Genomic DNA, 13,502 nt, shown 5'->3' with positions numbered 1-13,502 from the left:
AGAGAAGTGAAAGGCTAATGACTATGCCGCTTCACTTTCCTGTTCAGACTCAACTACTTCATGGCTTAATAAGTATTCAAATGCAGCAAGCGATGCTTTCGCGCCCTCGCCCATCGAAATAACAATTTGCTTATACGGTACTGTTGTTACGTCACCGGCTGCAAATATACCCGGCTCAGATGTATGACACTTAGTATCAACGATAATTTCGCCATACTGTGTCATGTCTACCGTGCCCTTCATAAACTGACTGTTAGGCACAAGTCCAATTTGAACAAATACACCTGCAAGTTCACGGGTGTGCACTTCGTTAGTTGAGCGATCTTGGTATTCAATTGCGTTCACTTTGCCATTTTCAGCAGTAATTTGGCGCGTTGCCGCGTTCTTGATAATGGTAATATTATCGCGCTTTTGAGCTTGATCGATAAGTACCTTATCCGCTTTTAGTTCTGGCATAAATTCAAATACCGTCACCGATTTTACAATGCCTGCAAGATCAAGTGCCGCTTCAATACCTGAGTTACCACCGCCAATGACCGCTACGTCTTTACCTTTGAAGAAAGGGCCGTCGCAGTGTGGGCAGTACGCAACACCATTACCGATGTTCTCTTTTTCGCCCGGAACACCAAGTTCTCTCCAGCGTGCGCCTGTCGCAACAATAACCGTACGAGTGCGGATCTGTTCGCCAGAAGAAAGCGTAATGGTTTTAATATTGCCTTTCTCAATGCTATCAACGCGTACGTGCTCTTTAAGCGTTATGTCGTAATCGCGTACGTGCTCCATCAAGTTACCAACAAGCTCAGGGCCCGTTGTTTTAGGTACTGAGATAAGGTTCTCGATACCCATGGTATCTTTAACTTGGCCGCCAAAAGTTTCAGCAACGATGGCAACTTTAAGGCCTTTACGGGCACTGTAAATCGCCGATGCAACACCTGCTGGGCCACCACCGATAACCGTTACGTCTTGAAGTGGTAACGCATCGCCTTTGTTTGCTTCTTTAAGGCTAGGGTCGCGTTCAATTAACTTGTTGATAAGCACAGAGGCATCAACTTTACCGTTCGCGAATAGCTCGCCATTAAGGTATACGCTAGGAACACCTTGAATGTCGCGCTCTTGAATTAGATTTTGATATAACCCGCCGTCGATCATTTCGGTCTTGATATTAGGATTAATCAAAGCGAATTGATTAAGTGCCTGTACGACTTCAGGGCAGTTGTGACAGCTTAAGCTAATGAACACTTCAAAATTAAGTGGTTCATTCACCGCTTTCACCATCGACTTAACGCTATCGTCTAGCTTAAGTTCAGTGCCCGCTGCGTGCAGCATGGCAAGTACAAGCGAGTTAAACTCGTGACCGCCAGGGATACCAGAAAAACGAATTCCCGTATCTTCGCCGTCAGCTTCCAATAAAAAGCTGATTGCACTGCGCAACTCACCATTTGTGTCACGCTCTTCTACGTTTAATTTTTCGCTTACTGAAGCAATGTCGGACAGAAACGTCACAAGCTCTTCACGCTTGCTATGTTCACCGGTCTGTACGACAAAGGTTACGTTTTTTTGCATTGACTCTGCATATGATTTCAATGCTTGTAAAATTTCTTTAGTTAACACGGTTATTCTGCCTTATTTTCGACACGCCGATCCCCGCCAACCTTTTGAAGGGTCAACAACATAAGCGGAAATTGGAAATTAATATCAGGGAGTGGAGACCCACCCCCTGCAAATTATTTGCTTAATACTGTGCAATGCACAAAGCGCTGAGCTTTCATATATTAAGCGCTAAGCGTGCTGCTTAGATTTTACCTACTAGGTCAAGTGAAGGTGCTAGAGTTGCTTCGCCTTCTTTCCACTTAGCTGGGCAAACTTCACCTGGGTTGTTTGCAACGTACTGAGCGGCTTTAACTTTGCGTACTAGGTCATCTGCGTCACGGCCGATACCTTCAGAAGTGATTTCCATCGCTTGGATGATGCCTTCTGGGTCAACAACAAATGTAGCGCGGTCAGCAAGACCCATAGTTTCACGCATACAATCGAAGTTACGAGTGATTTCGCCTGTTGGGTCGCCAATCATTGCAAATTTGATCTTGTTGATCGTGTCAGAAGAATCGTGCCATGCTTTGTGAGTGAAGTGAGTGTCAGTAGATACTGAAAATACTTCTACGCCACGTGACTGAAGTTCTTCGTACTTGTCAGCGATGTCGCCAAGCTCAGTTGGACAAACAAATGTGAAGTCAGCTGGGTAAAATACGAAAACTGCCCATTTACCTTTGATGTCTTCGCTGCTTACGTCTACGAATTCGCCGTCTTTAAATGCAGTTGCTTTGAAAGGTTTGATAGCAGTATTAATCAATGCCATGTTTAATTCTCCATTTGGTTTAAATTATTTTCGCACGTTAAACACATACGAATACAAACTTTACGTTTATTGTGTCGACATGGTTTTGCAGTTTTGTGAAGATAATCACTTGTTGCGAAATTCATGTCTCTCGAAACTGGTGGTAAGAATAGCGCGCACAATCACAAAAAACTAATTGGTAAAAATGAATCGCTTAATCAGGTTATTGAATTGAACGATGAAAATTGAGCCCAAATAGATTGATTGTTTTGAAATACGGTTTCACCGGCTAAACTCTGCTGAATGAGAAAACTATGACCCATTCCCGACTACAGCGCATCTCCCACGAAATAATGCTAATCGATGGACACGCGCCATCTCGCACATTGGCAAAGCATGCAAAAATGGAGGCCAGCCCCTTTGTTTTCTACAGAGGCAGTGCGCAGTTGTTTTACGCTGATATAAAAGCTGGCCTTATCAATTTTCCTAAAGAATGCGAGACAGTTCCCCTCACCAGCGTGATGGGAGACTGTCATACTTCCAATTTTGGCTTTCTCACAGAAGAAGGGTCTCACGGAGATACAGTGATCTTCTCACCCAACGACTTTGATGATGCGTGTGTCGGCAAAGCACATTGGGATGTGCTTCGTTATCTCACTTCATTGCACCTTGCCCAGATACATTGCCTAGGCACCGTTGATGGAAAGTATGCGTGCGATAACATCGACATCACTAAACCTGTTGTCAGCCACCAGCAGGTTATTAATGCGCAATACGCATTTATTGAGCGTTATGTAGAAACCTGTAGCCAAGTAGTAGAAAACGCCATGGTGATTAATGAAGCCATAGACTACTGCCCAGATGCCGTGCCAAGCAAGCTGACCAAACTATATAAAAAAGCCAAAGCCCGCAGCGCAGGAGGAGAAGACTTCACGGTTAAAAGTGCGCTGGCTAAAGCCGTTCATTTTGACGGCAAGACCTTGGGGTTTAAGGCCAACAGTGAGAAATTTTCTACCCTAAGCCCACAAGAATACGCCACGCTACTAGAAGCTTTTGCTCCCTACATGGACGATGCGGTAGTCGATATAGTGAAACGCCTGGACGCGGGCACCGGGTCGGTAAATATGGCGCGCTACTACTTTTTAGTAGGACCAGCAAAACCACATAATTCAGCAAGCTTTGCGCATTGTCATATTGTAGAGGTTAAGCAACAACGTGTTGCTGCGCCTATTTATTACTTTCCAGATTTTAACCCAGTTAATCGCCTAAATGCTGCACACCTTACAGCTCGATGCCAACGAAGAATGCAAAGAAAACCCGACTTAGTGCTTGATGAAGTTAAGTTTGAAAATGCGCATTACCTAGTTCGCTCCCGACATCACGCTAAAGTGGGAATCGACCCACAAGATATTGCAATGGGAAATAAAGCGATAAATGGTGGCTTTGAGTATTTTGCCGAATTGTGCGGGTATAGCCTTGCGCTAGCTCACTGCCGAGGCGATAGAAGAAGTACACGATTCGCGTCGGCAGCATCAACGTCTTTTTCTCAAGTAAAAAGCCTGCTCGTAAAAATAGCAAATCTTTATACAGAACAAGTAGTTGATGATCATGCGCTGTTCACTCGTGCGCTGAAATAAAGATATCAATAAAAAGCGTATTTTTTACCAGGCGAACTGTTGTCATAGACGTGTCGTTAGCATTACTTAACACCTATATTAGCTTTTGGTTAAGAGTTAAAGGTATGAGTAAACTTACCTATAGATGATAAGAACTTGATATTTAAGTAATATTTTAAAAACAGCTTGAATAAGGTTAAGTCATTCCTATCCATTACAAATGCCCTTAGTGTAGTTCAAGCAATAAGAAAATTGCGCTTCACATATCACTCTGTTTTTTCTATTTCGGCAAAAGCAGAAGCAGTATTTATGTGAATTAAAAATAATGAAAACTACAAAGGGAAAATGACGTGAAAACATCATTAACTTTACTATCTGCAGGAATCATTTCTGCACTTTCTTCAACCGCCATCCAAGCTAACGATTTAGTCATTAGTGGTGTTATCGATGGACCGTTAAGCGGTGGTGTTCCAAAAGCAGTTGAACTTTTCGTAGTCAATGACATAGCAGATTTATCTACTTATGCCCTTGGAACTGCAAACAACGGCGGCGGTACTGATGGCGAAGAGTTTACGTTTCCAGCTGGTGCGTCTGCAAGCGCTGGTACTTATATCTACGTAGCATCAGAAATTGATGGATTTACTGCGTTTTTCGGTTCTGCACCAGACTACGATACTTCATCAATGGGTATTAATGGTGACGATGCTATTGAGCTTTTTAAAGATGGCAGCGTTATTGACACGTTTGGCGATATCAACACCGACGGTAGTGGCACCGCGTGGGAGTACCTAGACGGTTGGGCATACCGGACGTCAGGTCAAACAGCAAATGGCGGCAGTTTCGAAGCATCTAACTGGGCTTACAGTGGTGTTGACGCGCTTGATGGCTCGACCACTAACACTGACGCTGCAACGCCGTTTCCAGCGGGTACATTTACCACTGAAGGTGGCGGTGACGTTGTAGAAGTTCCAGAAGAGCCTGCTGTTGAGCTAGGTATTTGCGGTGCAGACGCGACACTTATTAGTGCTATACAGGGCAGTGAAAGCAGCTCTGCTGAAGTTGGCAATAACTTTATAATTGAAGCTATTGTAACTGGCACACGTGCTGGCGGCTTCTTTGTCCAAGAAGAAGCGTCTGATTACGACGCTGACGACGCCACGTCTGAAGGCTTATTTGTAGAAGGTTCTGTCGACGTTGAAACAGGTAACCTGGTTCGCCTTTACGGTGAAGTAGAAGAAAACTACGGTATGACCACACTCGCTATGGATAGTGATGTGGCTGCACTTGATTGTGGTACAGCGGATGCTGTAGCAGCGGTAGAACTTTCTATGCCGTACGAACTTGACCTTGAAACCGTTGAAGGTATGGTTGTTAGCGTGACTGATGCAACAGTGACGAGTACAAACAACCTGTGGCGTTTTGGTGAAATCGTTGTTAGCGATACAATTAAACGCCAACCAAGCGACGTAGCTGCGCCTCTGTCAGAAGCATATACTGCGGCAGAAGAAGCGAGCGAGACAAGCCTTCTTACAATCGAAGATAACAGCAGCTCGCAGTACCCAGATGCTCTTAATTACTTCCCTACTTTCAGCTACGCTAATGCCATTCGCATTGGTGATTCGGTTACTGCTGCTGGCCCACTAAACTACAGTTTTGGCACTTACAGAATTAATCCAAACGACGTTATCGAAGTAACGTCTTCTCGCGAAGCAAACCCAGTGGTTACAGAAGGCAACCTATCTATTGCTACGTTCAACGTGCTTAACTACTTTAATGGTGAAGTAGATGCAAATGGCGACGTAACTTTCGATTATGACGAAAACCGCGGCGCAGACGATGAAGTGGCGTTTGAATTGCAACAGGGTCGTATCGTTGAAGCTATCGTTAACCTTAACGCAGACGTTGTCGGTTTGATGGAAATCGAAAACGATGGTTTTGGCGAAGATAGTGCTATCCAATCTCTAGTTAATGCTATTAACGCCGAACTTGGTGAAACCGAGCAATACTCATTCATCGCGACCAGTGATGGTAGTGAAATTGGTACGGATGCGATTACTGTAGGCTTGTTATACAAAGCTACAGTAGTGACGCCAGAAAATGATGCCATGGTAGTTGCTATGCCAGAGCAACAAATTGATGAAGATAGCCTGGCACGCATGCGCCCAAGCCTTCTTCAATCGTTTGTACACACTGAAAGCAGCAAATCGTTCCTTGTTGCCGTGAATCACTTTAAATCAAAAGGTTCACAGTGTGCAGAAGATGTGGCAGAAGCGCCGTCTGAAATCACCACGATTCAGGGTAGCTGTAACGCACTTCGTGTATCGGCAGCTATCACATTAGGCAACGCATTAAGTGATGAGAGCCTGCCAGAGCGCAAGGTTATCTTAGGCGACTTAAACGCTTATAGCGCTGAAGATCCAGTAGCTGTACTTACCGATTACACACCTGAGTCTCGTGGATACACTATTACGACTGCGGTCAATACAGGTATGGATGAAGGCTCGTCAGTGGACGTAGAGTCTAGCTTCGGCTATCACAACTTGGCTGAAGAGTTTGATGCAGAAGGCTTCTCATATTGGTTCTACGGAACTGAACAGGTAGGTAGTTTAGATCACGTACTAGCAAGTGAAGCCATGCTTGAAGACGCCATTGACGGTGCTCACTGGAACATCAACTCAGTTGAAGCTTACCAGTTGCAGTACGATCAAGCGCTTCGTTATTACCCAGATGAAGACGGTTACGCCTTTACTGATGTTGGTCCATTTAGAAGCTCAGATCACGACCCATTCATCGCAACCTTTGACCTACAAGCAGACGTAGTTGAAGAGGAAGAAGAAGAAAACAATGATAGCTCAGGTGGAGCAATGGGAGGAATTCTTGCCCTGCTAGCTGCAGCGATTGGCTTTCGTCGTCGTTCGACTACTGTTAAGAAGTAAAAAGTGAAAGAATGAAGTACACGCGTAACGGGTGTGCTTCATTCACATAAAAAAAGCTGCCTCAATGGAGGCAGCTTTTTTATTGGTACTCTTTCCAATGACAGTCTGTGTAGTAACCGTTATGCTTTAACAGCCACCACACCAACTAAGTCAGCAGCGTTACTGTCGTCCACTTCTATACCTATTCGGCTTATGTACTGATCCCGCTTTTCAGCCTGGGTTGGCGACAAGTCGCTACTTAGAAGAAACTTCGCCGCTTTATGGGCCGCTTCCATCTGCTCGTCTGTTAAATTATCCCCTAAGTGAATTTGAGTAATAACTTTTAACAAGCTAAGCGCAACTTGTTTGTCTTTAGGCGACAGTGTTAGTGCCTGGCGTAAATTGTTGAAGGCTGGCGACAACCGATTCTCTTTGTAGTTAACCGCAGCCATTTGCTTAAGCTCTTTTGTGGTAAATTGAATTTCAGTACGTTCAATCGATTCTTGATTCAGGTATTCATTTACCACTTGAGAAGTAAACGTGTCCCCCTCAATTTGCTTTCTAAGCTTATCTAATATACTCACACAGTGTTCACGCATTCCTAGCTCGTGAAATGCTTTCATTTTATCGAGGCTATCTTCCATCGAGAGGCCGTCGGTAGATGCCGAACGATCCTTCATCAACTTTTCAGCCCCTTTTTTGTCGTCTCGCAAGCACAAGACACGCGCTTTTACGACGTCAATCTGCTCGCCAAGCTGAGACTGCATGCCCTTTTGTTGTTTCAATTCTTCCAGTTCAGATTCTGCGCGTTTCATATAGCGTTCGCCTTCTGTACTGCCAAGGCTTGTGGCTAAATCAATGGTTGAACGAATAACATTGAGCGTTAGCTGAGGTGAGTCATGGATAGAATTTTTAGCAAACTTTGCCATATTCTGAACGGCTGAAAGTTGCCCCACCTTATCGTGGTTCAATCGAGCAAGGTCCCATAACCGTTTGTTACGCTCAATATTGCGAGGTGCTAGCCTACTCGCCTCTTTCATTTGTTCGTAGGCAATATCGAACTGCTCTTTCTCTATGAAATACTGGGCAAGCAAGTCAAAGGTTAAGAATCGCGTGTCGTGGCGCTGCAATAAGTCATCAACCAGTAGCTGGGCTTCTTCTAATTCATCTTGTCGAAGCAACGACCGGGTTAAACCAATGTGAACCCACGCATGATCCATGCTCTGCAATAAGCTTCTAAAGTAGTCTTCCGCAGTTTGATAATCGCGAAGCTGCAATAAGCAATCACCAATTAAGCGTTTAATTCTGGTGTGATACTCCGATAGCGAAGGATCTTTTAACTGGCGCTCTGCATAGTACATAGCGGTGGAATAGTCCCCCTCCTGCATACAATGAAGCATTTTATGTAGCTTTAACCTTATTTGGATAAGGTATTCCAAACGCAGCTCAATTTTGTTGCGCTGAAGAGGTTTGACCCAAAAGTCATCCGGTTGCAATTCAACAATACAATTAACCAATTCAGGCGATGTCTCTGCACTGAGAAAAATGACCGTGGTGGTGTCGTTGATGTGATTGAGGTGTTTTAATTCTTCAAAAAGGTGAAAGCCATCTTTGTCGTGACTGACGTTAAACGCCAGTAAAACAAAGTCGTATTGTCTTGCAGCACATAACCTTTTCGCGTGAAAGGCATTAAAAGCACTGCTTACGTTTTTTATTCCAATTTCATGCAAAGCTGATGACACTACATCATGTACAAGCCCCTGGTTATCGATAACCAGCACATGTAATTCTTCTCTTGGGGTTGGGGCAGGTATTTTTTCCAGCATTTACCAATCACTTCTAACGTCTTTTCCCTAAGCGTCGTAATAGAATACTTGCTATTGCGACGGCACAATGTTGCGCGAGCTGTGCGCGAGAGGAGCTGGCCCATAATTCAAACCAGTTTTGTAATAATAGCGCGCATACAGCCTAAACTTATTATACATAAGTCTTGGTTTTTAGATACACGCGCGTTTCACAACGTGATTAGTGCTTTTATCGAGGCGGATCAATCGCGTCGTTAACGCTTCCGTTAACCCTAAACCAACCTGCAACCGAGTGACGGCTGCGGGCAGCAGGTAATACTTCATGAGGGAATTGTTCGCTCAAAAAGACAACGAAAGTACCTTTCGTTGGCAGCACCCTTGTTCCAATTAGATCACTTTCATCAGTGTAGAGCACGAGTTCTCCCCCATCTTCTGAAGTCCAGTCGTCATTCAAATAGGCGACTAAAGACAACACGCGATTGCCCTGACCTTTAAACGCATCTACATGGCGTTTGTAAAATTTACCCGGCTCATAGCAGGCAAAATGACTTTCAAAAGAAAAAAGCCCCATAAAGAGCGAACGATTTACATACTGCTGCATGGCTTCACACCACGAAAGCCACAAAGCGCCTTCGCTAGATGAACCTGTAATCCAGCAAATCTCGTCTCCTCTAACTTTTTCAGCCTTTTGATAATTCTCTGCGCGACCAATACCTGCCGCTTGATATTCAGCTTCAGAGATTGAACGCTGGCAGGCCAAAAGTGCTTGTGTAATGAAATCAGGTAAACCATGCTCTTGAATAGAAAAGCCTTTCGTGACTAAGTCATCGACGATATTTTCAAATATGGCTTCATCGAAAACGTGAAGAGGCTGATACGACGCAAGTTGTTCTCTATTCATCAGAGCATTTCTACCTTTGAGCGGTTAACTAATCGTGTAGTTAGGAGCGGGTTGTGTACGTTAAAAAACTAGCGAACTTATACGCGGGGTTGAATCCTATAGCAATTGCATCACCACGCATTTTCCGCGCTATTTTTTTATCGATAAAAGAAAAATTATTTGTCGTTAAGAAGTCGCACGCTTCTTGCTTATTTAATATCAATTTTAAAGTGAACAAATGACGGTAAAGGTAAACTAAATCAATAAGTAAACCGAGGCGTATATTTTAAGAGGGTTGATTGAGAGACTTTTCTTCTGCCCTTGTTTCCGTTGCCATTACGTCTGCACATACGGATTGTAATTAACAGTTGAAAAACGCATGGCAAGGCGGTTTAGTAAAGATATACGCAATGTACGTATTAAAATTTTTAGCAAAAAGAGTAACCCATGAGTCAAGATCAAACACAAATAGAAGAAACGGAACATCATCTAGACTTAAGAAACTTGAGACTGGACGACTACAACGATGTTAAAGCGTTAATGGATGAGGTATACGCCAACGTTGGAGGCGCATGGCCTTACTCTAACTATAAAGCCCAAGTTACTACATTTCCCGATGGGCAAATATGTATTGAAGATAAAGGCAAAGTGGTCGCTTTCGCCATTTCAGTGATTGTAGATTATGACCAGTTTGGGGATAAACACAGCTACGATGAAATTACGGGTGATGCTTATTTGACCACACACGATCCTAACGGTGATGTGCTTTATGGAGTTGAAGTAATTGTTTCACCCGAGTATCGAGGTCTACGCCTTGGTCGTCGTCTCTACGAAGCGCGTAAAGAGCTCTGTCGTAATTTGAATCTAAAATCCATTATGGCGGGCGGTCGAATCCCGAACTATAAAAACCATGCGCATGAGCTGTCGCCTTATGAATACATTGAGCAAGTCAAGCTCAAAGACATCTACGACCCCATTTTAACTTTTCAACTTTCAAATGGATTTGAAGTCAAGCAAGTCATGTCGGCTTACCTTCCAGAGGATGAAGCCTCACAGGGTTATGCGACGCTACTTCAGTGGCACAATATTTATTATGAACCGGGCACGCCTTCCCTCATCGCCAGCAGGAAGACCAGCGCGCGAATCGGATGTATTCAATGGCAAATGCGTTACTTCAATAATGTAGAAGAGCTTTTACAACAAGTAGAGTACTTCGTCGATGCCTTGTCTGACTATTCTTGCGACGTTGCCCTGTTCCCTGAGTTTTTCAACGCGCCATTAATGGGCCTGAGCCCGTCAGATTCATCAATTGATGCAATTTGGCATTTAGCGACCTATACCGATGAGATTTTAACTGCCGTGTCTCATTTGGCAGTATCGTACAATATTACGATTATCGCAGGTTCTATGCCTGTGGTAGAAGAGGAAGAGCTCTATAACGTCAGCTACATTTGCAAACGCGACGGCACGATTGAAAGCCAGTATAAGCTTCATCCAACACCTCACGAAAAAGAAGATTGGATAATGAAAGGCGGAAACAGCCTTAAGACATTTGATACCGACTTCGGCAAAATCGGCGTTTTGATCTGCTATGACGTGGAGTTTCCAGAGCTTGCGCGTATTCTTGCCGATCAGGAAATGCAAATTTTGTTTGTTCCCTTCTGGACAGATACCAAAAACGGTTATTTGCGCGTGCGACGCTGTGCGCAGGCCCGCGCTATTGAAAATGAATGCTACGTGGCAATTGCAGGTAGCGTAGGTAACTTACCCAAAGTGGACAACGTAGATATTCAATATGGGCAAACCGCGGTTTTCTCGCCAAGTGATTTCGCGTTCCCACATGACGCAATTGTCTCTGAGACCACGCCAAACACAGAAATGACGCTCATTGTTGATTTGGATTTGGATAAACTCACTAAGCTTCAAAATGAAGGTTCTGTGCGGAATTATCTTGATAGAAGACGAGATTTGTATCGCGTTGAATGGATCGGCGATAAGCAGTAGCGCTACGCTTTAAGGAAATTCTCGGATTTTATGGCTTATGTATAATTGACATTGAGCATAAGCCGTAGAATTTCCTTTAATTTAGCGATAACATGCTTTAGCGCGCAAATATAAATGTGCTGTCTTCTTATTGAGTTAAAGCATCTAAATGCGATGAAGTTAGCACTACATAACGAGATTATAAATTTACTATGGCAAATAATTCGAAAAACGATGAGTTTCCAACCATTAGATTGGATGAAGAAGACCGTCGTGATTACCAAACAAAACGTCAGGCGGCGCCAACAAAAGCAACGCCTCCACCTTCATCTGCCCCATCAGCAAACCGCCAACCCTCTGGTGGTGGAAACGGTAATGGAATCTGGGTTGTATTCGTTGCCGTCTTCGCCTTGGCCGCCTGTGGTGGTTGCTATTACCTGTACACCATGCTTGAGCAACAGAAAGCGGTTGCTGAGCAAGCGGAGCAGCGCATTTTGCAGTTAGAAAACAAGTTATCTGCTACAGGTGAAGAAATTGGTGAATCTACTGTTGCCCTGCAAGTTAAAGTTACTGAGCTAACCAACAAGACAAACGAGCTTTGGGAACAAATGGATAAGTTGTGGGCGTCAGCTTGGCGTCGTAATCAACAAGAGATTGCTGATCTTGGCGACCGCGTGGGTAACGTTCAAAACGCCTTGAATAAGAACATCAACTCAGTTTCAGAAAATGTAAAATCGCAAGCGGCGGCCATTGGCTCGGTTAAGAATCAACTTGCTTCGTTAGCTGATGAACTGCTCGCTGTTAATGTTCAACTTGAGCAAGCAGCAAGCGATAAACAAAGCGCTCAGCAAAGCGTACGCAATTTAACCGACAAATTGTCTGTGTTAGAGCAACGCAATACGACCTTATCTGGCCGCATTACCAGTTTGGAGAACGAAATTCGCGATATAGCAACCAAAGTAGTATCTAGCGGTGGTTCAACGGGTGGAAGTGGTTCGGCTCCTTCAGCTGCAGGTAACCAGTAAACCAGATTAAATCTGTTGTAATAGTATACAACCGAGAATAAAAACCACGGTTTAACGCATAAAAAAGAAAGGGGCGAATCGCCCCTTTCTTTTTGCCGTGATAATATTGCCCTCTTTTGAAATCTATAGGACCTAATGCGCAATGAGTGAGCAAGCGCCCAAACGTTTAAATAAATATATTAGCGACACTGGCCTGTGTTCTCGCCGTGAAGCGGATAAACTCATTGAGCAAAATCGCGTTACCGTTAATAACCAACCACCTGAACTGGGTACGAAAGTGGGGCCTGGTGACACTGTAAAGGTAGACGGTAAAGTTGTAGGTGCCGTTGCCTCAGACAAGTCAGATCGCGTATATATTGTCTATAACAAACCCATTGGTATCACCTGTACAACTGAGCGTCATGTCAAAGGCAACATTATTGACGCTATCGGTCACAAGGAACGTATTTTCCCCGTAGGAAGGTTAGATAAACCATCGGAAGGCTTAATCATTTTAACCAGCGATGGGGACATCGTGAACAAGATCCTGCGCGCTGAAAATGCTCATGACAAAGAATACGAAGTTACGGTTAACCAACCAATCAGTGAGCGCTTCGTCAACCGTATGTCTCGCGGAGTACCAATTTTAGGGACGGTGACGAAGCCTTGTGTGGTTAAACCCACGGGCAAAAATACATTTACCATTATTCTAACTCAGGGTCTTAATCGACAAATCCGCAGAATGTGTGAGTTTTTAGGGTACGAGGTCACCAAACTAAAACGAACCCGAATCATGCACCTTGAACTCGGCTCACTAAAACCTGGCCAGTGGCGTAACCTAACAAGCCGTGAACTAACTATTATGCAAAATGCAGTTCGCTCTTCTACAAAAACAGCGAGCAAAGTTGAGTTGCGTAAATAAATGAAACTACTACATTTAGTAGTAGTTTATTGATAAGACAAT

General features: G+C 44.0%; 9 protein-coding genes. 5 read left to right on the top strand and 4 right to left on the bottom strand.

Annotated elements, in window-relative coordinates:
* Positions 1-21: 21 nt before the first annotated feature.
* Together ahpF and ahpC are read right to left on the bottom strand one after the other, a co-directional pair.
* Positions 22-1,611 carry an alkyl hydroperoxide reductase subunit F gene (gene ahpF / locus MHN02_RS03200; protein ID WP_014976359.1) on the bottom strand — a complete coding sequence of 530 codons (1,590 nt, stop codon included), beginning with the start codon at positions 1,609-1,611 and terminating at the stop codon, positions 22-24.
* Positions 1,612-1,792: 181 nt separating this feature from the next.
* The gene (gene ahpC, locus MHN02_RS03195) at positions 1,793-2,356 is read right to left on the bottom strand and encodes an alkyl hydroperoxide reductase subunit C (RefSeq protein ID WP_014949268.1); all 564 of its coding nucleotides are present in this window, start codon (positions 2,354-2,356) and stop codon (positions 1,793-1,795) included.
* A gap of 293 nt (positions 2,357-2,649) precedes the next feature.
* Here ahpC and MHN02_RS03190 point away from each other — a divergent pair, with 293 nt between their 5' ends.
* Positions 2,650-3,972, top strand: coding sequence for a DUF2252 family protein (locus tag MHN02_RS03190; RefSeq protein ID WP_014976358.1), 1,323 nt, complete (start codon positions 2,650-2,652; stop codon positions 3,970-3,972).
* Between the two features lie 329 nt (positions 3,973-4,301).
* Positions 4,302-6,887: an ExeM/NucH family extracellular endonuclease gene (locus tag MHN02_RS03185; protein ID WP_239244522.1), complete on the top strand. Its 2,586-nt coding sequence runs from the start codon at positions 4,302-4,304 to the stop codon at positions 6,885-6,887.
* Positions 6,888-7,006: 119 nt separating this feature from the next.
* On the opposite strand, the gene MHN02_RS03180 is transcribed toward MHN02_RS03185, so the two are convergent.
* Positions 7,007-8,692 carry a response regulator gene (locus tag MHN02_RS03180; protein ID WP_014976356.1) on the bottom strand — a complete coding sequence of 562 codons (1,686 nt, stop codon included), beginning with the start codon at positions 8,690-8,692 and terminating at the stop codon, positions 7,007-7,009.
* A 208-nt stretch (positions 8,693-8,900) separates the two neighbouring features.
* The gene (locus MHN02_RS03175) at positions 8,901-9,572 is read right to left on the bottom strand and encodes a 2OG-Fe(II) oxygenase (RefSeq protein ID WP_069944173.1); all 672 of its coding nucleotides are present in this window, start codon (positions 9,570-9,572) and stop codon (positions 8,901-8,903) included.
* Positions 9,573-9,998: 426 nt separating this feature from the next.
* On the opposite strand from MHN02_RS03175, the gene MHN02_RS03170 reads away from it, so the two are divergent.
* The 3 genes from MHN02_RS03170 (at position 9,999) to rluF (ending at position 13,460) form a co-directional block, all read left to right on the top strand.
* Complete coding sequence (locus MHN02_RS03170; RefSeq protein WP_014949262.1) at positions 9,999-11,555, top strand: bifunctional GNAT family N-acetyltransferase/carbon-nitrogen hydrolase family protein; 1,557 nt, start codon at positions 9,999-10,001, stop codon at positions 11,553-11,555.
* A gap of 191 nt (positions 11,556-11,746) precedes the next feature.
* Positions 11,747-12,559, top strand: a complete 813-nt coding sequence (locus tag MHN02_RS03165) for a hypothetical protein (RefSeq protein WP_239244520.1) — start codon at positions 11,747-11,749, stop codon at positions 12,557-12,559.
* Between the two features lie 142 nt (positions 12,560-12,701).
* A complete protein-coding gene (rluF, locus tag MHN02_RS03160) occupies positions 12,702-13,460 on the top strand; it encodes a 23S rRNA pseudouridine(2604) synthase RluF (protein ID WP_014949260.1) in 759 nt (252 codons plus the stop codon).
* The last annotated feature ends 42 nt before the right edge of the window (positions 13,461-13,502 follow it).

This window comes from Alteromonas sp. CNT1-28, assembly GCF_022348345.1.
GTDB lineage: Bacteria > Pseudomonadota > Gammaproteobacteria > Enterobacterales > Alteromonadaceae > Alteromonas > Alteromonas macleodii.
Note: the sequence above shows the minus strand (reverse complement) of the source record. Positions and strands in the feature narration are given on the sequence as shown.

Excerpts from the sequence above, each read along its gene's own strand:
- MHN02_RS03165 (WP_239244520.1), top strand. The coding sequence starts at position 11,747 with ATGGCAAATAATTCGAAAAACGATGAGTTTCCAACCATTAGATTGGAT.
- MHN02_RS03170 (WP_014949262.1), top strand. The coding sequence starts at position 9,999 with ATGAGTCAAGATCAAACACAAATAGAAGAAACGGAACATCATCTAGAC.
- rluF (WP_014949260.1), top strand. The coding sequence starts at position 12,702 with ATGAGTGAGCAAGCGCCCAAACGTTTAAATAAATATATTAGCGACACT.
- MHN02_RS03175 (WP_069944173.1), bottom strand. The coding sequence starts at position 9,572 with ATGAATAGAGAACAACTTGCGTCGTATCAGCCTCTTCACGTTTTCGAT.
- ahpC (WP_014949268.1), bottom strand. The coding sequence starts at position 2,356 with ATGGCATTGATTAATACTGCTATCAAACCTTTCAAAGCAACTGCATTT.
- MHN02_RS03190 (WP_014976358.1), top strand. The coding sequence starts at position 2,650 with ATGACCCATTCCCGACTACAGCGCATCTCCCACGAAATAATGCTAATC.
- MHN02_RS03180 (WP_014976356.1), bottom strand. The coding sequence starts at position 8,692 with ATGCTGGAAAAAATACCTGCCCCAACCCCAAGAGAAGAATTACATGTG.